This window comes from Paraburkholderia sp. 22098, assembly GCF_052045935.1.
Lineage (GTDB): Bacteria > Pseudomonadota > Gammaproteobacteria > Burkholderiales > Burkholderiaceae > Paraburkholderia > Paraburkholderia caledonica.
In genome coordinates, this window is the sequence record NZ_JBQEPV010000001.1 from 702,941 (window position 1) to 724,608 (window position 21,668).

Genomic DNA, 21,668 nt, shown 5'->3' on the forward strand with positions numbered 1-21,668 from the left:
ACCGTTCTCCGGAGATTCTTATGCTGGACAAACTCGATGCCGAATTCGCCTTTGGACGTGAAGCGCTCGATGTGCGCGCTTATCGCCAGGAGCTCCTGTCGTCGAATATCGCCAATGCCGACACGCCCGGCTACAAGGCGCGCGACGTCGACTTCGCGTCGTCGCTCGCGGGCGCGCTGAAAAAGACCGGTGTGGCCGCGCATACGGCGTCGAACACCGCGACGCTGCCGATGGCGCAGCCGGCCGGCGTGACGAGCGGAATGTCGATGGCGTCGACCACGCCGGGCCACATGTCCGGCAAATCGACGCTGAGCCCGGCGGGCGGCAGGCCCGACGACTACGGCAACCTGCAATACCGCGTTCCGACGCAGCCCGCGCTCGACGGCAACACGGTCGATATCGACACCGAGCGCGTTCAGTTCGCGGACAACACGCTGCACTTCGAATCTGGCATGACGATGCTGTCGAGCCAGATCAAGGCGATGTTGTCGGCGATCCAGTCGGGCTCGTAACCGGGTAACGGTCTGCACGCAAAGAAACACGCAGTACGCAAGAACAATCGCTACGGGAACTAACTTGAAGCCGGTTCGAACCGGCGGGAAAGGTCAGCAAACATGCCTTCTTTGATGAACATATTTGGTGTTGCAGGCTCCGCGATGTCCGCGCAGTCGCAACGGCTCAACGTGACGGCGTCGAATCTCGCCAACGCGGACAGCACCACCGGCCCGGACGGCCAGCCGTACAAGGCCAAGCAGGTCGTGTTCGGCGTTGCACCGCTCGGCGGCGCGCGCAGCGGCTCCGGCCAGCAGGTTGGCGGCGTGCAGGTCACCGGCGTGGTCGACGACCCGACGCCGATGAAAACCGCCTACGACCCCGGCAACCCGGCGGCCAACGCTGACGGCTATGTGACGCTGCCCAACGTCGACCCGGTGCAGGAAATGGTGAACATGATTTCGGCGTCGCGCTCGTACCAGGCCAACGTCGAGACCCTGAACACCGCCAAGACCCTGATGCTGAAAACGCTCACGATCGGAACCTGAGGAGAGCCCCCTTGACTACTGGCACCACCATCGGCAACAACGGCACGACCGTGTCGCAAACGCTGCTCGATACGATGAACGGCACGAACAGTGCCTCGGGCTCGAGCAGTTCGACGGGCGGCACATCGGGCACGTCGGGCACTTCGGCGACCGATCTGCAAAACACCTTTTTGAGCCTGCTCGTCGCGCAGTTGAAGAACCAGGATCCGACCAATCCGATGGACAGCTCGCAGATGACCTCGCAGCTCGCCCAGATCAACACCGTGTCGGGCATCAGCCAGTTGAACACGACGTTGAGCTCGCTCGCGACGCAGATGTCGGCGGGCCAGCAGTCGCAAGCGGCGCTGCTGATCGGCTCGACCGTGCTCGCGCCGGGCAATTCGGTGTCGGTCGCGAGCGGCAAGGCCGGCGCGTTCGGCGTGCAACTCGCGAACTCGGTGAGCGACCTGCAGGTGGTCGTGAAGAACTCGGCAGGCCAGATCGTCAACACGATCGACCTCGGCAAGCAGTCGGCGGGCACGATTCCGGTGGGCTGGACGCCGACCGACTCGGCCGGCAATGCGCTGCCCGACGGCACGTACACGATCAGCGCGGTCGGCACGATCAACGGCCAGCAAGCGACGGCCACCACGCTCACAGGCGCAACGGTGCAAAGCGTCGTCATGCAGAACAACGGTACGCCGGGCCTCGTGCTCTCGAACGGCTCGACTGTCGGGCTGACGGGCGTGGCCGCGATCCTCTAATTCGATTCAGTCAGTTACGACTTTCCAGACAGGGAGACCGTCATGGGTTACCAACAAGGTTTGAGTGGTTTGTCCGCATCGTCGAGCGATCTCGACGTGATCGGCAACAACATTGCCAACGCGAATACGGTTGGCTTCAAGAGCGGCGCGGCGCAATTCGCCGACATGTACGCCAATTCGGTGGCGACGGCTGTCGGCAACCAGGTCGGTATCGGCACCAAGCTCGCCCAGGTGCAGCAGCAGTTCTCGCAAGGCACGATCACCAGCACGAACCAGGCACTCGACGTCGCCATCAACGGCAACGGCTTTTTCCAGCTGTCGAACAACGGTTCGCTCGTGTACTCGCGTAACGGCGTGTTCCAGCTGGACAAGAACGGCTTCATTACGAACTCGCAAGGCCTGCAACTGATGGGCTACGCGGCCAACAGCTCGGGCATCATCAATACCGCGCAGACCGTGCCGCTTAGCGTGCCGACCGCGAACATCGCGCCCAAGGCGACGACCAACATCGCAGCTGGCCTGAACCTGAATGCGCAGGACCCGCTGATGCTCGGCACGCCGACCGTCACCGCAGGAGGCACCAACACCGGTACGCTCAGCACGACCGGCGCGACGATCACCAACACGGCGTCGGGGACCAACAAGGACAACTACACCGTCTCGTTCACCAGCGCGACGGCATACACGGTGACCGACACGACGCTCGGCACGTCGACGACCGGCACGTACACGGCCGGCTCGCCGATTTCGCTCGGCAACGGCCAGACGATCACGTTCAACGGCGTGCCGGCGACGGGCGACAGCTATAGCGTCACGCCGACTCCCGTGGCGTTCAACCAGAACAGCTCGACGACGTACAACTACTCGACGAGCACCACGGTGTACGACACGCTCGGCGGCTCGCAGACGGTCAACATGTATTTTGCCAAGACGGCCGCCGGCACGTGGGACGTGTATGCCGGCGTCTCGACCGGCACGGCGTCGCTCGTCGGCCATGCGAACTTCAACTCGTCGGGCACGCTGCTCGGCACGACCGACGCTTCCGGCGCGGCGACTGCCACGCCGTTCGTCTTCAACTTCTCGGTGCCGACTACCGACGGTTCGGCGACGCCTCAGAAACTGACGCTGAATATCGGCGGCACCACGCAGTACGGCGGCAAGAACGGCGTGAATTCGCTGCAGCCCGACGGCTTCCCGGCCGGCACGCTGACGAGCTTCAGCATCGGCGCCGACGGCACGCTGACCGGCAACTATTCGAACCAGCAGACGGCCGCGCTCGGCCAGATCGCGCTCGCGAACTTCGCGAACCAGAACGGTCTCGTGAACCTCGGCAATAACGAGTTCCAGCAGACCGACGCATCGGGCGCCGCGCAGATTTCGGCGCCGGGCTCGACCAATCACGGCGTGCTGCAAGGCGGCGCCGTGGAAAACTCGAACGTCGATCTGACGAGCCAGCTCGTGGACCTGATCACCGCGCAACGCAACTATCAGGCGAACGCGCAGACGATCAAGACGCAGCAGACCGTCGACCAGACGCTCATCAACCTGTAAGCGAGCAGGACGGACCCATCATGGATCGGCTGATCTACACCGCGATGTCGGGCAGCACGCAAGCGCTCGAACAGCAGGCAATCGTTGCGAACAATCTCGCGAACGCATCGACCACTGGTTTTCGCGCGCAGTTGGCGACTTTCCGCGCCGTGCCGATGGCGTTCGGCGACGGCAGTTCGATCAACGACAACACCACGCGCACTTTCGTGCTGTCGTCGACGCCGGGCGCGGACTACACGCCCGGCCCGATCCAGCAGACGGGCAATCCTCTCGATGTCGCTATCGAAGGTCCGGGCTGGCTGTCGGTGCAGACCACTGACGGCGGCGAGGCCTACACGCGCGCAGGCAATCTGCACATCGACCAGAACGGCCAGCTGGTGAACGCCACGAACCAGGTGGTGCTCGGCAACGGCGGGCCGGTCTCGGTGCCGCCGGGTGCGCAGATCACCATCGGTCGGGACGGCACCGTGTCGGCGCTCACACCGGGTGATCCGCCGACCGCCGTGGTGACGGTCGATCAGCTGAAGCTGGTCAACCCGGATCCGAAAACCATGACGCGCGGCGACGACGGCCTCTTTCGCACCGCCGACGGCAATCCCGCCGACGCCGACCCGGCCGTGACGGTCGCGCCTGCATCGCTCGAAGGGAGCAACGTGAATCCGGTCAGCGCGATGGTCTCGATGATCACGAACGCGCGCCAGTTCCAGATGCAGACCAAGCTGCTGGAAAGCGCCGACAAGAACGATCAGTCGGCTAACCAGTTGCTCAGCTTTAGCTAACAGGCCGCCGGCTCGTGCCGGCCCGCCACCATGTTGCATGGGACCAGAGTCAGTGCCTTGCATGGAACCGGAGGCACTCCGGTCGACATAGGAGAAGGAATATGAATCGCTCGCTTTATATCGCCGCCACCGGCATGAATGCGCAACAGGCGCAGATGGACGTCATCTCGAACAACCTCGCGAACGTCAGCACCAACGGCTTCAAGGGATCGCGCGCAGTGTTCGAGGATCTGCTGTATCAGACCGTCCGCCAGCCGGGCGCGAACTCGACGCAGCAAACGGAATTGCCGTCGGGCATCCAGCTCGGCACCGGCGTGCAACAGGTGGCCACCGAGCGTCTGTACACGCAGGGCAACCTGCAGCAGACCGGCAATTCGAAAGACGTCGCCATTAACGGCCAGGGCTTTTTCCAGGTGCAGATGCCCGACGGCACGACCGCCTATACGCGCGACGGCTCGTTCCAGACCAACGCGCAGGGCCAGCTCGTGACGTCGAGCGGCTATCAGGTGATCCCGGCCATCACGGTGCCGAACAACGCGACTTCGCTCACCATCGGCAGCGACGGCGTGGTGTCGATTACCGTCGCCGGCTCGACCAACAGCCAGCAGCTCGGCTCGATGCAGATCGCGACCTTCATCAACCCGGCCGGTCTGGATGCGAAGGGCGAGAACCTGTTCGCGGAAACGGCGTCGTCGGGTGCGCCTAACGTTGCACAGCCTGGCCTGAACGGCGCGGGCACGCTCAATCAGGGCTACGTCGAAGCATCGAACGTGAACGTGGTGCAGGAACTGGTGAACATGATCCAGACGCAACGTGCTTACGAAATCAACAGCAAGGCCGTGACGACGTCCGACCAGATGCTGCAGACGCTCAGCCAGATGCAAGTCTGACGCTGAAGTCACGGGTAATTAACAGGCTGTAAATCAGGCGGTAATCAAGATGTCGCACTTCACTCGTAATCCGGTTCATTCGCGTACTGCCGTCGCGCTCGCGCAGCTCACGCTGCTCGTGGCGCTCGGCGGTTGCGGCCTCGTGCCGAAGCAGCCGATCACGCAGCAGCCGATGACGGCGCTGCCGCCGATGCCGCCGCAAGCGCAGTCGCCCGGCTCGATCTACAACCCGGGTTACGCGGGCCGGCCGTTGTTCGAAGATCAGCGTCCGCGAAATGTCGGCGACATCCTGACCATCGTCATCCAGGAAAACGTCAACGCGACGAAGTCCTCGGGTGCCAATGCAAATCGCTCGGGCAGTACCAACCTGGCGGTGCCGACGGCGGGCTTCCTTGCCGGACTGTTCGGCAGGGCGAGTCTGAGCGCCAAGGGTGCGAACGTGTTCAGCGGCACCGGCGGCGCCAACGCGTCGAACACATTCAACGGCACGATCACCGTGACGGTGACCGGTGTACTGCCGAACGGCAACCTGATGGTAAGCGGTGAAAAGCAGATGCTCATCAATCAGGGCAACGAGTTCGTGCGCTTCTCGGGCGTGGTGAATCCGAACACGATCTCCAGTCTGAATGCCGTGTACTCCACGCAGGTGGCCGACGCAAAGATCGAGTATTCGGCAAAAGGCTATCTCGACGAGGCGGAAAACATGGGCTGGCTGCAACGCTTCTTCCTCAACGTGTCGCCGTGGTGATCATGGGTACTGTTTCTTTCCGCTTTCTCGCGCGAGCCGGCCGCATCGGCCGGGCGCTGGCTTTCGTCGCGCTCGCCTGCGCGGCGCTGCCGGCGGCGACGCCCGCGCACGCCGAGCGCCTGAAGGATCTCGTGCAGATCCAGGGCGTTCGTGACAATCCGCTGATCGGCTACGGCCTCGTCGTCGGTCTCGACGGCACGGGCGACCAGACCACGCAGACCCCGTTCACCACGCAGACGCTCGCCAACATGCTGGCGAACCTGGGCATCTCGATCAACAACCAGGCCGCCGGTTCGAGCAACTCGCAATCGTCGCTGTCGAACGTTCAGTTGAAGAACGTTGCCGCGGTGATGGTGACGGCGGTACTGCCGCCGTTCGCACGCCCCGGTGAACAGATCGACGTGACCGTGTCCTCGCTCGGCAATGCGAAGAGCCTGCGCGGCGGCACGCTTCTGCTCACGCCGCTCAAGGGCGCGGACGGCCAGGTGTACGCACTCGGCCAGGGCAATCTCGCCGTTGGCGGCGCTGGCGCGAGCGCCAACGGCAGCAAGGTACAGGTCAATACGCTTGCTGCCGGCCGTATTGCCGGCGGCGCGATCGTCGAACGCTCGGTGCCGACGTCGGTGTCGCAAGCCGGCACGATGCAGCTCGACCTGAACGAAATGGACTACGACACGACGCAGCGCGTGGTGGCGGCAGTGAACAACGCGTTCGGCGGCGGTACGGCCACGGCGCTCGACGGCCGCACGATTCAATTGCGCGCGCCGACCGATCCCGAACAGCAGGTCGCCTTCATGGCGCAACTGCAGAATCTCGACGTGAAGCCGGCGCAGGCCGCAGCGAAGGTGATCCTGAACGCGCGCACCGGCTCGATCGTGATGAACCAGATGGTCACGCTGCAGAACTGCGCGGTCGCGCACGGCAACCTGTCGGTCGTGATCAATACGCAGCCGGTGGTGAGCCAGCCGGGCGCATTCTCGAACGGCCAGACGGTCGTGGCGAAGCAGTCGCAGATTCAGGTGAAGCAGGACAACGGCGCGCTGAAGCTCGTAACCGCCGGCGCGAACCTCGCCGACGTGGTGAAGGCGCTCAACGCATTGGGTGCGACGCCCGCGGATCTGATGTCGATCCTGCAGGCCATGAAAGCGGCGGGCTCTTTGCGCGCCGACCTGGAAATCATCTAAGGACGACAGCAGATGAATTCGGATACGACCAATTCCGCCGCCGCGGCGAACGATCTTAGCCAGCGCTTCGCGCTCGACGTGCAGGGTTTCGCGAAGCTGAGCGCGCAGGCGAAGGCGTCGCCGCAAGCCGGCATGAAGGTGGCTGCGCAGCAGTTCGACGCTGTCTTCACGCAGATGATGCTGAAGAGCATGCGCGATGCGACGCCGCAGGACGGCCCGTTCGACTCGCACGACAGCGCGACGTTTACGTCGATGATGGATCAGCAGTTGTCGCAGCAGATGTCGCAGAAGGGCATCGGTGTGGCCGATGCGATGCTCAAGCAGTTGATGCGCAACCAGGGCATGCAAGTGAGCGGCCCGAACGGAGCAGGCGGCGCGGGCGGACTCGCCGGCATGGCCAACGCGCTCGGCGGCGGCAGCGGCGGCGACGAAGGCCAGACCGCGGCGCTCAACGCGCTGGCCAAGGCCTACGGCAATGCGCAGGCGAACGGCCAGCTCGCGATGGGCAAGGGCTACTCGGCCAACAGCGCGCTGACGCCGCCGTTGAAGGGTGACGGCAGCTCGCCGAAGGTCGACGCATTCGTCGACAAGCTCGCCGCTCCTGCGCAGGCTGCCAGCGCGGCGACCGGCATTCCGGCGCGCTTCATCATCGGCCAGGCGGCGCTGGAATCGGGCTGGGGCAAGAGCGAAATCAAAAAGGCTGACGGCAGCACGAGCCACAACGTATTCGGCATCAAGGCGACCAAGGACTGGACCGGCAAGACGGTTTCCACGCTCACCACCGAGTATGTGAACGGCAAGCCGCAGCGCGTGGTCGAGAAATTCCGTGCATACGATTCGTATCAGGAAGCCATGACCGACTACGCGAGCATGCTGAAGGGCAATCCGCGATACGCGCAGGTCATCAATTCCGCGCACGACGTGAAGGGTTTTGCGACCGGCATGCAGCGCGCCGGTTATGCAACGGATCCGCACTACGCGAAAAAACTGATGTCCATCATGCAAAAGATGGGCTAAGCGGGCGTGAATGTGGCCGCTCGACGCGGATTGGCCGCGTGAAGCGGTTTTGCGGGGCGCGTCGAACAACAGACGTACAAGCCACAAACACGCGACAAACACACGGCAAAAAAACGGCGGGCGATTTAAAGACGCGTTATCGGCGAGTTACCGGGGCTTTAACGTTTGCGCGGATTATTTTAAATTTATTATTAGTCGCCCCTAAATTTTGGCTCGATACTGCCGCTAATCCGTTAGACCCCATACCGGAAGCGTTCACGTCCGGTTGAATGTGCGTGCCGCGGCCGGGAATGAGAGACCGCGTGAAAGCCCCGTCAGGAGCTCTGGCACGTACCCGCAAGAACATGCATACCGGCAAGCCCATGGAAACCAATCAGTCGAACGGCCAAACCGACACGCTTCAGCCGCACGTTCCGCTGGACGACAGTGCACTCGATTTTGGCCGCCGCAATCCGCTCGAAATCGGCGTTCAATTGCGCAACCTCGTCAATCGGGGCGATTTTCTTACCGTTCAATATGCTGGCGGCCAGCTCGTTACGCGCCTGCTCGACGTCGACGTGCGCGGACGCACCTTCACGTTCGACTGGGGCGCGTTGTCCGATCAGAACCGCGGTCTGCTTGCGGCGTCGAGCTGTCAGTTCCACGCGGCGCCCGAGGGCGTGCGCATGGAGTTCGTCACCAGCACGCCGCGCGAAACGCGTTACGAGGGAATGCCGGCATTCGAAGCCGACTTTCCGCAAGTGCTGTACTACGTGCAGCGACGCGAGTATTTCCGTGTCGACGCACCGATTCTCGATCCGTACGTGTGCAGCGGTCGTCTGCCGGAAGGCGATTCGTTCCGTTTCGAGGTGCATGACCTCTCGCTGGGCGGCGTCGGCATGCGCACTTCCGACGAACGCGTCGCCGAACTGCCCATGGGCACGCGTCTCGACGATTGCGAATTGTCGCTCGGCGGATTGGGCCGCCTCTCGCTCGATCTGCAGCTCGTGTCGCATCGCTCGCTCGCGCTGCCGAACGGCACCCAGCGGTATCAGCTCGGTTTCCGCTTTCTGACGTTGCCAGGCAACGCGGAGAACACGCTGCAGCGTCTCATCACGCAACTCGAAATGAAGCGCCGTTCGCTGGTTCGCTGACAGCGCGCGGACCAGACATGACGCGCCGGCGAAGGCCCGGCGCATTGGCCTCGCAAACGTTGAAACAAACTCTCGCAAGCGTCGTGAATGGCCTCAATTTTCCGTCGCGAAAGCCGTTAAACACTAAGTTCAAGCAACACGGCGGCATGTGTGGTGTCGCCCTTCAGGATGACGCATGTCCAATCTCATCAATCTCGGCCTCAGCGGACTGAATGCAGCCCAGTGGGGACTCACGACGACCGGCCAGAACATCAGCAACGCGTCGACGCCCGGCTATACCATTGAAACGCCGGTCTTCGCGGAAGCGGGTGGACAATACACGGGCTCCGGCTATCTGCCGCACGGCGTCTCGACCGTCACGGTGACTCGCCAATACAGCCAGTATCTGACGACCCAGCTTAACAACGCGCAGTCGTCCAGCAGCTCGCTCGCGACCTACAACACGCTGATCTCGCAACTGAACAATCTGATCGGCAGCCCGACTGCCGGTATTGCCAGCGCGGTCACGAGTTATTTCACGGGCATGCAGAACGTCTCGAACAACGCTTCGAGCCTCGCTACGCGTCAGACGGCGATGAGCGGCGCGCAGACACTCGCGAACCAGATCAACGCCGCCGGCCAGCAATATGACGCGCTGCGCCAGAGCGTCAACACGCAACTGAGCAACACCGTTTCGCAGATCAACAGCTACACGCAGCAGATCGCGCAGTTGAACGGTCAAATTTCCGCCGCGAGCACGCAAGGCCAGCCGCCGAACCAGTTGCTCGATCAGCGCGATCTCGCCGTGTCGAATCTGTCGCAACTGATCGGCGTGCAGGTGGTGAACAGCAATGGCAGCTATGGCGTCTTCATGAGCAATGGCCAGCCGCTCGTGTCGGGCGGCAACAGCTTCAATCTGGGCACCACGCCTTCGACTGGCGACTCCAGCGAACTGTCCGTGCAGTATCTCGGCCAGGCGGGCGCAAACCCTGCCGCCGCGCCGCAGGACTTGCCGGACAGCAAGATCGAGGGCGGCACGCTCGGCGGTCTCGTCGCATTCCGCAGCCAGACGCTCGATCCTGCAGAAGCGCAACTCGGCGCGATTGCGGTGAGCTTCGCGTCGCAGGTCAACGCGCAGAACGCGCTCGGCATCACGCTCGCGGGCGTGCAGGGCGGTGCCCTGTTCTCGGTAGGCGGCCCGACCGTCTATGCGAACACGCAGAACACCGGCAATGCGTCACTCAACGTGTCGTTCGCAAATCCTGCGCAGCCGACCACCGGCGACTACACGCTCGCCTTCAACGGCACCACCTATACGTTGACCGACAATTCGACGGGCGGCGTGGTGGGCTCTGCGACGAATCTGAGCCAGCCGATCAACGGCCTGAACTTTTCGACCACGGGCACGATGAACGCCGGTGACTCGTTCACGGTTCAGCCGACTCGCGGCGCGTTGAACAGCTTTGCAACTGCAACGACCGACGCCTCGGCGATCGCGGCCGCAACGCCGGTTCTCGGCGCGGCAGCGTCGACCAACACCGGCACCGGCGCTATCACGAAGGGCACGGTCGCGGCGGGCTACACGATGCCGAACTCGACGACCACGCTGACCTACGACGGCACTGGTCTCACCGGCTTCCCGGTCGGCTCGACGGTGACCGTGGCGGGGTCGCCCGCGACCACTTATTCGATCACGAGCGCGACGACCGTCGTGCCGTATTCGTCGAGCAACGGCGCGAGTCTGACGATCAACAACACGACCGCCGGCCAGATGAACAAGGTGTCGGTGACGATCAGCGGCGTGCCCGCTGCCGGCGACAAGTTCACCATCGGGCCGAACACCGGCGCGAACAACGACGGCCGCAACGCGCTTGCACTGTCGAACCTGTCGACGGCGAAATCGATGGACGGCGGTACGGTCACGCTGACGGGTGCGTACGCGAACTACGTCAACGACATCGGCAACCAGACGAATCAGATTCAGACTTCGAGCACGGCGCAGGCTTCGCTGGTGACGCAGATCACCACGGCGCAGCAGTCCGTCTCGGGCGTCAACATCAACGAGGAAGCAGCCAATCTGCTTCAGTATCAGCAGCTCTATCAGGCGAACAGCAAGGTCATTCAGACCGCGCAGACCCTGTTCCAGACGCTGCTCGGCATCTTCCAGTGAGGCGTTGAACATGCGCATCTCCAGCACGCAGTACTTCACCATGAACGTGGCGACGATGAGCGATCAGCAAGCTCAATTGTCGCAGCTTTACGCCCAGATCTCGAGCGGCGTGAGCCTTGCGACGCCGTCGGACAATCCGCTCGGCGCGGCACAGGCCGTGCAGTTGAGTTCGACCGCCACGAGTCTCGCGCAGTACACGAGCAACCAGAACACGGCGCTTGCGTCGCTGCAGCTCGAAGACACGACGCTCGGCAGCGTCAGCGACGTACTGCAAAGTATCCACACGCTCGTGCTGCGCGCTGGCGACGGCTCGCTCAACAACGGCGATCGCGGCTCCATCGCGACGCAACTGCAAAGCTTGCGCAGCCAGTTGATCACGCTCGCGAACTCGACGGACCCGCAGGGCAACTACATGTTCGCCGGCTATCAAAGCAGCGCGCAGCCGTACACGACGACTTCAGCCGGCGTGGTCACGTATTCGGGCGACACCGGCACGCCCGCGGTGCAGATCACCGACTCGCACGTCGTGCAGACCGGCGACACCGGCATTTCGATCTTCAGCAGTGTCGCGCCTATCGGCACGAGCGCGGTGCCGGCGGCGACCACGGGCAACACGGGCACGGGCGTCATCAGCACCGTGAGCCTGAACAACCCGACCGATCCGACGAACGCCGACAAATACGCGATCAACTTTACGTCGTCGACGACTTACACCGTGAGCCAGACGAATCCGGCGACCGGCGCAGTTACGACGAGCGCACCGCAAGCCTTCACGGCAGGTACGGCGATCACGCTCGGCGGCCAGTCGGTGACGATCAGCGGCGCGCCGAACGCGGGCGACAGCTTCTCGGTGACTCCCGCGACCCAGGGCAGCATGGATGTGTTCGCGAACCTGAGCCAGTTGATCAGCACGCTGCAGTCGCCGATCTCGGGCGGTGCGTCGACGGCGAGCTTTCAGAGCGCGCTCACGACCAGCATGACGCAGCTCGAGAACACGATGAACAACATCACGACCGCGCAAGCGACTGTGGGTGGCCGCTCGCAGGAGGTCAAGGCATTGCAGGCGGTCACGCAGACCAATACGCTGCAAACGGCCAGCAACCTGTCAGACCTGACGCAGACAGACCTGATCAAGACGGTCGGCAAATACACGCTGGCACAGAACGCGTTGCAAGCGGCACAGCAGGCGTTCGTGAAGATCCAGAATATGTCGTTGTTTCAGTACTTGAACTGATTGGCGAGTGGGTCGGTTTAAAGAAGGGCGAATCTGTTAAGAATCAAACGCGGGCCGCGCAAGCATCTGTCGCTTTGCGGCCCGCCGTGTCTGCACTGCTGGTTCCTGCGTTTGATGCTTTGTATGTCAACTGACCTTACGGCCAGACGGCGGCATAAAAGGCCGCGTAGAAAGCGACGGTCGCCAACGCCAGAACTATTGCCGACGCCACAAACCGGTAAAGGGTGATCGTTCGTCCGAGCAAGAACCCAACGATACTCCACCCAATTGCGGGTCCAACGATAAATAGCCCAATAATCGCATAGCCCCACCACGGGACAATGCAGTGTTCAATGTCCCAACATCCGTGCCAGCGAGTAGATATTAGCGGCCATGACAATCCTTGCGCGAGCCTGCTAGCGAGCGCAGCGAATTGCCATGACGATAAAAGGCCAACGCCGAGATAGAGTAAGGACAACCCGGCACGCTTCATTTGATTTCCTAGAACAGAATCTGCTTGGCCTTTCCAAGATCCGAATACCACGCGGTAGAAAGCCCGATGCGGAATCTGAAGAATGAAGTTATCCGCCCTCCGGGACCGGGCGATGTCAGCGTGTCCTTGTTCCATAGGTCGATATGGTCACCGCTCGTCTGCCCGAGGCTATCTGTATCTCGGGCCCAGTAACCGGAGAAAAAAACGATACCGGTACGTCCTTTCACCTTTCCTTGCCAATCCGCTCCCGTGATGGCTTCAGGCAAGCGTAGTCCGGCAATCGGGCGTAACTTAAGCCAGTCCGCCATTTCTCGAGCACGAAGGGCCGTTCGCCTACCGCCTATTCGAATCTGGCCTTCGCCACGAAACGAATTCATTTCGACTCCGACATTGTGAAGCGTAATGCTCATCCGGATCGCACACTGATTGTCAGCGTATTCAGGCACCCTGCCGGTTTTCGGGTCAATGAAAGGGTCTTCTTCGTCTGGATAGGCAGACCATAGTTCCTGGAAAGTCAGCGCTCTCAACTGCACTTCTCTGATCGAATTCGGGGTGGAGTTAGTTGTAACCACCGTTCTGTTGTTAGGCATTATTCAAATGTCCTGCTGCCTCGCCAAAGCTTCGTCGTCCCAATAGAGGGTGTAGTCGTCGGCCGTATCGGTGTGGACCTCGGCAACTCCGCATTGTTGCCAAGTCGCCCACCACGGCGATGCGACGCATCATGATTTTGCAGAGTGTGCAATGTCAGTCGTACGCACCAAAGCGGCGCCGGCCCGCGCTTGGCCGCGACAACGCGAGCCATGCAGCATGAGCGGCTTATAGTCGCGGACCGCGACGAAGGTCACATCAATCGTCGCAAACAGATACGTCGTGTGATCGTGCTTTTCCCGCATCTTCAAGTCTCCAGTCTGGAATAGGTCTTGGTTGCAGCGAGAGACAACAGTAGTTCCCGTTGACGCCGCACCGCATTACCCGGCAAGACTGGCCGACGGCTATATCAGATGACTCCGAAAACAGAGAAAACACTTATCCGGTTGATGAAGTTCAAAAGTTTCATGCGCCTGTTTCTGCGGATTACTACTCAACGCGCACCGATTCGGACGTTCACAACGTGTATTCCCTTCGCAGAAAAAAAGCCGACCATCACGGTCGGCTTCAAAGTCATTGGTTCTCCCAAGGGAGCGGCTACATACTCCAGGCCAACGCCCTCGATCGCTTCGACGCGGATCACGGAGGCGCACGTGTCGCTACCTGAATCCCAGCGCGACCCGCCCCATCTGGTCGATGCCCACCGCGAAGAGTCGCCCGAAGAACGGAATCATGTTCGGGATCATCAATTGCAAAAGCAGCATACCTATCAGCATGGTGAGCGGAAAGCCGATCTGAAACACGCCGATCTGCGGCGCCGCGCGGTTAAGAATGCCGAGCGCGAGGTTGGTGATCAGCAGGGCGGCGACGACCGGCAGAGAGAGCAGCAATCCTGCTGAAAAAATCGTGCTGCCGAAATTGGCGAGCGTGCGCCAGCCCGGCGAGCCGAGAATATTTGCCGACACGGGCAGCGAATTGAACGACGCGAGCAGGGCGCTGACCATCTGAAGATGACCGTCGATCACGAGGAACACGAGCATCGCGATCGTATTCATGTAGCTCGACAGCACCTGGCTCGAGCTGCTCGCCTGCGCGTCGAAGAAAGTCGCAAAACCAAGGCCCATGCCGAGGCCGACGAAGTCGCCGGTCGCGCTGATCGCCTGAAAAACGATCTGCATGGTCATGCCGAGCGCAATGCCGATCAGAAACTGGTTGACGATGATCCACACGCCTTCAGCGGAAAACACCGTGACTTGCGGCAGCGCGCCGAGCGTGGGCGCGACGATGATCGTCACGAAAGCCGCCAGGCCGATCTTCACGCGCAGCGGCAGCGAGCGGTTGCCGAGCACCGGCGCGGTCGCGACGAGCGCGAGAATCCGCACGAACGGCCACAGAAACGCGGTGAGCCAGGCGTTCAGTTGCGCGTAGGTGACGGAAAACATGGCGGCGGCGGGGCTCGATGCAGGGAGAAAATCGCGGCGCTCAGTTGACGAGCGTCGGAATGTTGGTGAGCGTCTGGCGCAGGTAGTCGAGCATGGTGGTGAGCATCCACGGACCGGCGATCACCATCGTGACCGCGATAGCGAGCAGCTTCGGAATGAACGACAGCGTCGATTCATTGATCTGCGTGGCAGCCTGGAAAAGGCTCACCACCAGTCCGACCACCAGCGCCACGAGAAGAAGCGGCGCGGCGAGCAGCAGGCCGACGTACATGGCCTGGTGCGCGAGTGTCATGACGGATTCTTGATTCATGGCGATTCAACCGGAAACTGGCACAACGTTAAAAACAGGGGCTACTGCGCGAGCAAACTTAGACAAAGCTCTGCGCAAGAGAACCGAGCAGCAGTTGCCAGCCGTCGACGAGCACGAACAGCATCAGCTTGAACGGCAGCGAAATTGTTGCGGGCGAAACCATCATCATGCCCATCGACATCAGCACGCTCGCCACCACCATGTCGATGATGAGAAACGGAATGAAGATCGTGAAGCCGATCTGGAAGCCGGTCTTCAGTTCGCTCGTGACGAACGAAGGTACGAGCAGCGAGAGCGGCACGTCTTCCGGGCCTTGCATCGGCGCGGCGTGCGAGATTCGCGCAAACAGTGCGAGATCGCTTTCGCGCGTCTGACGCAGCATGAACGTCTTGAACGGCGCGAGGCCGCGGCTCACCGCCGTCTCCATCGGAACGGTACCTTCGGAGAAGGGCTTATAGCCGTCGGTGTAGGCCTTGTCGAGCACGGGCGACATCACGAACAGCGTCAGAAAAAGCGCAAGACCGACGAGCACCTGGTTAGGCGGCGTGGTCGTCGTGCCGAGCGCCTGGCGCAGCAACGACAACACGATGATGATGCGCGTGAAGCTCGTCATCATCAGCACCATCGCAGGCAGGAACGACAGCATCGTGAGCAGCAGCATCGTCTGCACGCTCAGCGAATACGTAGTGCCGCCGTTCGGGCCCGGGCTCGTGTTGAAGGCCGGCAAGCCGGCGGTTTGCGCGAATGAAAGCGTCGGCAGCGCGAACAGCGCCACAGGCACGACCAGCGACGCGACGGGCGCGGCGCGATGCAAACCGCGAAGCACTGCAGAGGCGGCGCGCGAGGTCCGGGTGGAGGGCGCGCCAGGCGCCGATTGAAGACTGAACTGCATTACCGAACCCCGTTGCCTTGCCCGTTGAAACGTTTGCTCACTTCGCCCTTCAAGGCGTCGCGAAACCGCTGGCCGAAGCTGCCCGGCAATCCGGTGCTGCCTGCCGCGCTGCTACTGCCCGTTACGCCTGGCGTGCCCGCCTGGGCATTGCCGATCGTGTCGACCGCGACGGATCCCGCGGGCATCGTATGAAGCAGACGCACGTTGCCGGGCGCGGCGCCGAGCACGAGCCACGTATCGCCGATTTCGACCACCGCCACGCGCTCCTTGCCGCCGAGCGACGCACCGCCGATTGTCTTCACCAGTCCGCTGCGGCTGCCCGGCTGCAAGCCGAAGCGGCGCGCAAGCCACGCGCATCCGAACACCAGACCGATCACTACGACGAGGCCGACGATCGTCTGCAATACCGCGCCGACGCCAAGCGCCGGAACCGCAGTGCCCGCGCCGACGCTCGACGCCATCTTCGCTGCGTTATTGACCGCGTTCATGTCGGCTGCGTGTGCAGCGAGCGGTGCGCAGAACGACGCCGTTGCCGACAGCGCTGCGCCAATTGCGCGGGAGATGACGTGACGCGACGCAGAGAACACGGCGCGGCGGACTGCGGTTTTCATCGATTCAACTTCCGGATACGTTCTGACGGCGTAATGATGTCGGTCAGGCGAATACCGAACTTGTCGTTCACCACCACCACTTCGCCCTGGGCGATCAGGCAGCCGTTGACCAGCACGTCCATCGGTTCGCCGGCCATGCCGTCGAGCTCCACCACCGAACCTTGCGCGAGTTGCAACAGGTTGCGGATTGCAAGCTTGGTGCGGCCGAGTTCGACGGTCATCTGGACAGGAATGTCCAGAATCATCTCGATGTCGTTGCGCGTCGAGGTCGACGCGACTTTCGACAACGGCTGGAACACGCCGGCCGTGCTGGCGCTGACTTCGCTCGGGTTGTCGTTCTGCTCGGCGAGCGCGCTCGCCCAGTCGGCCAGCGCTGCTTCGTCTTCCGCGCTCGCCGCGTCGGCGGCCACTTGCGCGGCGGCGGCGGTCAGCTCGTCCGCGGGCTTTGCGTTCAGATCACTCATATCCACCTTCCTTCATCGTGTCGGCTGCGCTGATCATCTTTTGCACGCGCAACGCGTATTGACCATTAAAAATTCCGTAGCCGCATTCCATCACCGGCACGCCGTCGACTTTGGCCGTGATGTGCTCGGGAATGTTGATCGGCAGAACATCGCCTTTGCGCATGTTCAGGATTTGTTCGAACGTAATCGGTACTTGCGCGAGGTCGGCCGTCAGTTCGACTTCCGCCGCCTGGACCTGTTGCGACAACACGCGGACCCAGCGGCGGTCGACTTCGAGCGCCTCGCCCTGAATCGGCGACGACAGAATGTCGCGGATCGGTTCGATCATCGAATACGGCATGCAGATGTGCAGCGTGCCGCCAGTCGTGCCGAATTCGATCGAGAACTGCGTGACGATGACGATTTCGTTCGGCGTCGCGACGTTGGCGAACTGCGTGTGCATTTCCGAGCGCATGTACTCGAACTGCAGCGGACGCACACTTTTCCACGACGCCGCGTAGTGTTCGAACGTCAGGTTGAGCAGCTTCATGATGATGCGCTGCTCGGTCTGCGTGAAATCGCGACCTTCGACACGCGTATGAAAACGTCCGTCGCCGCCAAACAGATTGTCGACCACGAAGAACACCAGATTCGGGTCGAACACGAACAGCGACGTGCCGCGCAACGGCTTGATATGGACCAGGTTCAGGTTGGTCGGGATCGGCAGGTTGCGGGTGAACTCGCTGTACTTCTGCACCTTCACCGGACCGACGGAGATTTCCGCCGAACGCCGCATGAAGTTGAAGATGCCGACGCGCAACAGGCGCGCAAAGCGGTCGTTGATGATTTCGAGGCCGGGCATCCGGCCGCGGACGATGCGTTCCTGCGTCGCGATGTTGTAGGGGCGTACGCCTACACGTTCGCTCTGCTCGGCTTCAGAGTCGGACTCGCCGGTTACGCCCTTGAGGAGGGCATCGACCTCCTCCTGGGACATGAACTCTTCGTGGCCCATTCCTTATTCCTCGTGCATACCGTGACGGTTGATGATGGCAGTGCGGGACAGCGTCACAACGACGTCACTGCACGACGAATTCGGTGAACAGCACGTCCTGGACATGGATCGGAGCGGCACCCTTGTCGGTCGGTTGCTCGATCAGCGTCCGCAGTTCGGTGGAAAGCGCGTGCTTGCCTTCGAGCGGAGCGAGTTCATCCGGATGATGGTTCGACAGCGCAAGCAGAATGCGGCTGCGGATTTCCGGCATGTGTTCGGTGAGTTCCTGCGGCGTCTTCGGATCGGTGAGCTTGAGCGTCAGGCCGATACGCAGGAAGTGCTGCTGGCCGTCGTCCGACTGCAGGTTGACCGTCATCGATTCGAGCGGGAAGAACGTCGGAGCGGGAGCCGGAGCCGGCGCAGCTGCGGTGGCGGCGGCCGGAGCGCGTTTGGACATGAAGAACCACACCCCTGCGCCGGCGCCACCGGCGGCGACGATAGCGATGAGGGCGATCAGGATGATGCGCTTCAAGGGGCCCGGAGACGCGGGCGCGGCTTGCTGATTTGCGGGAGTGGTAGCCATGAGGTTTGCTTGCTTGCCGTTAGTGCTGGTGATAGTGATTGTTGTTGATTTGCTTGCGGCGCGATGGGCCGAACAGAAGGGTTAATGCGGGCTATCTCTAGTTTTTGGCCCGGCGGGGCGGTGCTTTTTGCTGGGGCGTTTTGTGGATAGGTTTTTGTTTCTTTTTGGCCTTTCCTTGAATTCGCGGTGGTCTATTGGCGTTGCCCCTGTGCGGGGCGGCACTCACTTTCTTTGCATGCCGCAAAGAAAGTAAGCAAAGAAAGCGGCTCACACCGCCAGCTCATAAGCGGGCGCCGTGGCCCGCAACCGGTAGTGGTGCATCTGGAATCCGTGCTGTCGCACATTCGGCGCTCGTGACAAGGCAGTCGTTCTTCCGGCGGCGCTGCGCGCGCCCCAGCGGTCGTTCTTTAAACCGTCGGGCGTTTCCCCAAGACTCCCAATCCGCAACGAGGCAAGCCAATGACCTTACTGCTAGCCTTGAGCGGGTTGTTTGAAGCGGGCCTTTCCGGCGAGCACGGAGTGCGAGGCGGGAGGTATGACTGCCTTGTCACCGGCGGGGAGTGTGCGAGAGCACGGATTCCAGATGCACCACTACCCCCTCCAAGCCAGGGGACCCACTTATGAGCTAGCGGTGTAAAGCCGCTTTCTTTGCTTACTTTCTTTGCGGCATGCAAAGAAAGTAAGTGCCGCCCCGCACAGGGGCAACGCCGATAGACCACCGCGATATCAAGGAAAGGCCAACAGCCCGAAAACAAGCACGAAACAAAGCCACAACCGGCGAAAAAAACCGTCAGGCGAAGGTATCGACCAAACCGACGCTGCGCCGCACGGCAACATCCGCCGTCACGCCGGCACCAGCCGCACCGCCCATACCGCCTCCACTACCCGCCGTAGAGCGGCTTCCAGAGCCCGAGCGCCCCGACTCGGCATTCTGCTGCTGCCCGCCCTGGCGCCCAAATCCGTCGCTGACGCTCGCGCTGCCGAGTCCGATGCCGTTGGCTTCCATCGCCTCCCGCAATTTCGGCAAAGCTGCCTCGACGGCTTCACGTACCTGCTGATGTTGCGAAACAAACAACGCGTGCGCATGGTTATCGGCGACCTGCAGTACAACCTGGAGCGGTCCGAGATCCTTCGGGTTCAGCGTCAGCTCGGCGCTCTGCGAATGGGCGTTCGACAGGAACACGACCTTCTGGCTCAGCGCTTCCTCCCAGTCGGTCGTGCCGACCTGAGGTCCCAATGCATTTGCCGCTGCAGCCGCGCCCGCATTGCCGGTCGTCTGCACGGCGGCCGTCGTGCTGGCTGCGTTCGCGGCTGCCTGCGACGCGGCCAGCGCTGCGCTCGCCGCGTCGGCTGCGTTCTTGAATGCCGCCAGATCGTCGGCCTGTGCACCTGCCGCACCCGCCGATGCCAACGCACCCGCCGCCGCCGCGGAAGCAGCCGACGCAGCCGCCGTCGGATCTGCCGCGGTCGCGGTCGTCGTCAATGCGCCGCGGCCGGCTGCGGAGCCTTTGCCGCCGCCGGAGAGACCGGCTTCCAGCGTCTTGCTGTCTGTGTCGTTAAGCGACGCGTTCGCGCTCGCCAGTCCGTTCGCCGCCGCAGCCGCCGCCGCGCCGCTTGCCAGCGCCTGCGATGGCACCACGGCCTGGCCGTTCGCGAGCGCCGCCAGAGCCGCCTGCAACGCGTCCTGCAGCGACTGCGGATCGGTCGGCGCCTTCTTGCCGGGCAGGCCGACCGTAGTGGCGTCGGTGGCCGCGCCGGCTGCGGTCGTGCCGGCATCCGTCGCTGCGGGAATGTTCACGTTGGCCGCATCGGCCGCAGCGCTGGCATCGGCCTGGGCCTGGGCTTGCGCCTGAGCCGCTGCGGCTGCCGCCGCCGTGCTTGCGTCGCTGCTGCTCGCCGCGTTGGCGGTGTTGGTCGACTTCGCAGGCGTGGCCCCCGTCTTGTCCGTCGATGCCTGTTGCGGCTTGTCCGCCGGCGCAGACGCCGATGCGTCTGACGCGGTGCTGTCCTTGGTGTCGCTGCTCGCGTCGTCGGCGTTTTTAGTTGCGGAATCGTCCGGCGGCGGCGCGTCGTGCACGCTCGACGACGACGCCTGCGAAGCATCCGCCGACGTCGGGGAAGGTGTCGGCGTCGCGACCGACTGGCTCGCGCTCGCGTTGAATTTTGCAGCCGCACTTGCAGCCGCGCTTGCAGCCGCACTTGCAGCCGCACTGTTCTGCAAGCTGATGCTTTGCTGCAGGGTTTGCGAGAACGGTTTCGCGCTTGCGGCGGCCAGCGCCGCGGCGCTGTTCGAACCGTTGGTAGAGGTGCTGCCGGTAGAACCTGGCAGCGATCCGATCTGTGGAAGAAGCGACATAAGTGTCCTGTCAATCCGTCAAAGGGTGCGGTGTTCAGTCAGTGGAGGGACGCGCGGGCGTCAGGCGCCTTCGGCGCGCATCCTCAGAATTCGTGCAGCGTGTTCGTCGGCGTCGCGTTGATCGCGCCGCGCCACGGTCTTGGCCTCGGCCGCTTCACCGCGCGCCTGCAGCACTTCATACGAGCCGAGCTTTTGCTTCTGACGCTGCCAGTCGGGCTTCGCCGCCTCGACTCGCGCATTGGCAGTCACGAGCAGGTTGCGCTGCTGTTCGATGGCGGCGTCGAGGGTGTCGATGAACGCCTGGAAATTGCGCATGTTGCCGGCGGGCATGCCCGCCTGGGCGGTGGCCGTGAAACGCGCGTGGTATTCGTCGCGGTACTGCACGAGCGACTGAAGCTGCGCCTCCACTTCGTTACGCTCGCGCTGTGCGCGGCCCAGACGCTGCGCGGCGGCGTCGACATCGTCTTGCGCGAGCCCGATCAACGTTTTGATCGGAAAGTGTTTCGCCATCG

The 21,668-nt window shown here is 62.6% G+C and carries 22 protein-coding genes; 12 read left to right on the top strand and 10 right to left on the bottom strand.

The window, feature by feature from the left end:
* Positions 1 to 20: 20 nt before the first annotated feature.
* The 12 genes from flgB (at position 21) to flgL (ending at position 12,468) form a co-directional block, all read left to right on the top strand.
* A complete protein-coding gene (gene flgB, locus ACTJLB_RS03055; RefSeq protein WP_027776972.1) occupies positions 21 to 512 on the top strand; it encodes a flagellar basal body rod protein FlgB in 492 nt (163 codons plus the stop codon).
* 102 nt (positions 513 to 614) lie between these two features.
* Positions 615 to 1,040 carry a flagellar basal body rod protein FlgC gene (gene flgC, locus ACTJLB_RS03060; protein WP_027805057.1) on the top strand — a complete coding sequence of 142 codons (426 nt, stop codon included), beginning with the start codon at positions 615 to 617 and terminating at the stop codon, positions 1,038 to 1,040.
* An 11-nt stretch (positions 1,041 to 1,051) separates the two neighbouring features.
* On the top strand, positions 1,052 to 1,783 hold the full coding sequence (flgD, locus tag ACTJLB_RS03065) for a flagellar hook assembly protein FlgD (protein WP_440782446.1): 732 nt from the start codon (positions 1,052 to 1,054) through the stop codon (positions 1,781 to 1,783).
* A gap of 42 nt (positions 1,784 to 1,825) precedes the next feature.
* Positions 1,826 to 3,334, top strand: a complete 1,509-nt coding sequence (locus ACTJLB_RS03070) for a flagellar hook-basal body complex protein (RefSeq protein ID WP_440782447.1) — start codon at positions 1,826 to 1,828, stop codon at positions 3,332 to 3,334.
* Positions 3,335 to 3,354: 20 nt separating this feature from the next.
* Positions 3,355 to 4,113, top strand: coding sequence for a flagellar basal-body rod protein FlgF (flgF, locus tag ACTJLB_RS03075; protein ID WP_020070750.1), 759 nt, complete (start codon positions 3,355 to 3,357; stop codon positions 4,111 to 4,113).
* Between the two features lie 101 nt (positions 4,114 to 4,214).
* Positions 4,215 to 5,003 carry a flagellar basal-body rod protein FlgG gene (gene flgG / locus ACTJLB_RS03080; protein ID WP_102636020.1) on the top strand — a complete coding sequence of 263 codons (789 nt, stop codon included), beginning with the start codon at positions 4,215 to 4,217 and terminating at the stop codon, positions 5,001 to 5,003.
* Between the two features lie 49 nt (positions 5,004 to 5,052).
* Positions 5,053 to 5,751 carry a flagellar basal body L-ring protein FlgH gene (gene flgH / locus ACTJLB_RS03085; RefSeq protein ID WP_027776977.1) on the top strand — a complete coding sequence of 233 codons (699 nt, stop codon included), beginning with the start codon at positions 5,053 to 5,055 and terminating at the stop codon, positions 5,749 to 5,751.
* A gap of 2 nt (positions 5,752 to 5,753) precedes the next feature.
* Positions 5,754 to 6,935 (top strand): flagellar basal body P-ring protein FlgI, encoded by a 1,182-nt coding sequence (locus tag ACTJLB_RS03090; RefSeq protein ID WP_027776978.1) that lies wholly within the window; start codon positions 5,754 to 5,756, stop codon positions 6,933 to 6,935.
* A 12-nt stretch (positions 6,936 to 6,947) separates the two neighbouring features.
* On the top strand, positions 6,948 to 7,952 hold the full coding sequence (gene flgJ, locus ACTJLB_RS03095; RefSeq protein ID WP_020070754.1) for a flagellar assembly peptidoglycan hydrolase FlgJ: 1,005 nt from the start codon (positions 6,948 to 6,950) through the stop codon (positions 7,950 to 7,952).
* Between the two features lie 362 nt (positions 7,953 to 8,314).
* Positions 8,315 to 9,085 carry a flagellar brake protein gene (locus ACTJLB_RS03100; RefSeq protein ID WP_440782505.1) on the top strand — a complete coding sequence of 257 codons (771 nt, stop codon included), beginning with the start codon at positions 8,315 to 8,317 and terminating at the stop codon, positions 9,083 to 9,085.
* 175 nt (positions 9,086 to 9,260) lie between these two features.
* Positions 9,261 to 11,234, top strand: coding sequence for a flagellar hook-associated protein FlgK (gene flgK, locus ACTJLB_RS03105; RefSeq protein ID WP_440782448.1), 1,974 nt, complete (start codon positions 9,261 to 9,263; stop codon positions 11,232 to 11,234).
* Between the two features lie 10 nt (positions 11,235 to 11,244).
* Entirely contained in the window at positions 11,245 to 12,468 is a 1,224-nt protein-coding gene (gene flgL / locus ACTJLB_RS03110; RefSeq protein WP_440782449.1) for a flagellar hook-associated protein FlgL, read from the top strand.
* A gap of 480 nt (positions 12,469 to 12,948) precedes the next feature.
* Here flgL and ACTJLB_RS03115 read toward each other — a convergent pair whose 3' ends face one another.
* The 10 genes from ACTJLB_RS03115 to fliJ form a co-directional block, all read right to left on the bottom strand.
* Positions 12,949 to 13,530: a type VI secretion system amidase effector protein Tae4 gene (locus ACTJLB_RS03115; protein ID WP_440782450.1), complete on the bottom strand. Its 582-nt coding sequence runs from the start codon at positions 13,528 to 13,530 to the stop codon at positions 12,949 to 12,951.
* Positions 13,531 to 14,187: 657 nt separating this feature from the next.
* Positions 14,188 to 14,970 carry a flagellar biosynthetic protein FliR gene (gene fliR / locus ACTJLB_RS03120; RefSeq protein ID WP_020070758.1) on the bottom strand — a complete coding sequence of 261 codons (783 nt, stop codon included), beginning with the start codon at positions 14,968 to 14,970 and terminating at the stop codon, positions 14,188 to 14,190.
* A 40-nt stretch (positions 14,971 to 15,010) separates the two neighbouring features.
* Entirely contained in the window at positions 15,011 to 15,280 is a 270-nt protein-coding gene (gene fliQ / locus ACTJLB_RS03125) for a flagellar biosynthesis protein FliQ (RefSeq protein ID WP_011490196.1), read from the bottom strand.
* A gap of 58 nt (positions 15,281 to 15,338) precedes the next feature.
* Positions 15,339 to 16,172, bottom strand: a complete 834-nt coding sequence (fliP, locus tag ACTJLB_RS03130) for a flagellar type III secretion system pore protein FliP (RefSeq protein ID WP_020070759.1) — start codon at positions 16,170 to 16,172, stop codon at positions 15,339 to 15,341.
* Positions 16,172 to 16,783, bottom strand: a complete 612-nt coding sequence (gene fliO, locus ACTJLB_RS03135) for a flagellar biosynthetic protein FliO (RefSeq protein WP_440782451.1) — start codon at positions 16,781 to 16,783, stop codon at positions 16,172 to 16,174. Before fliO ends, fliP begins: the two co-directional genes overlap by 1 nt.
* Positions 16,780 to 17,247, bottom strand: coding sequence for a flagellar motor switch protein FliN (gene fliN / locus ACTJLB_RS03140; protein ID WP_440782452.1), 468 nt, complete (start codon positions 17,245 to 17,247; stop codon positions 16,780 to 16,782). The genes fliO and fliN overlap by 4 nt, the downstream gene beginning before the upstream one ends.
* Positions 17,240 to 18,238, bottom strand: coding sequence for a flagellar motor switch protein FliM (fliM, locus tag ACTJLB_RS03145; RefSeq protein WP_006050937.1), 999 nt, complete (start codon positions 18,236 to 18,238; stop codon positions 17,240 to 17,242). The genes fliN and fliM overlap by 8 nt, the downstream gene beginning before the upstream one ends.
* A gap of 64 nt (positions 18,239 to 18,302) precedes the next feature.
* Positions 18,303 to 18,800 (bottom strand): flagellar basal body-associated protein FliL, encoded by a 498-nt coding sequence (gene fliL / locus ACTJLB_RS03150; protein ID WP_020070763.1) that lies wholly within the window; start codon positions 18,798 to 18,800, stop codon positions 18,303 to 18,305.
* 790 nt (positions 18,801 to 19,590) lie between these two features.
* Positions 19,591 to 21,156, bottom strand: coding sequence for a flagellar hook-length control protein FliK (locus ACTJLB_RS03155; RefSeq protein WP_440782454.1), 1,566 nt, complete (start codon positions 21,154 to 21,156; stop codon positions 19,591 to 19,593).
* Positions 21,157 to 21,216: 60 nt separating this feature from the next.
* The gene (gene fliJ / locus ACTJLB_RS03160) at positions 21,217 to 21,666 is read right to left on the bottom strand and encodes a flagellar export protein FliJ (RefSeq protein ID WP_027776987.1); all 450 of its coding nucleotides are present in this window, start codon (positions 21,664 to 21,666) and stop codon (positions 21,217 to 21,219) included.
* Positions 21,667 to 21,668: the final 2 nt, after the last annotated feature.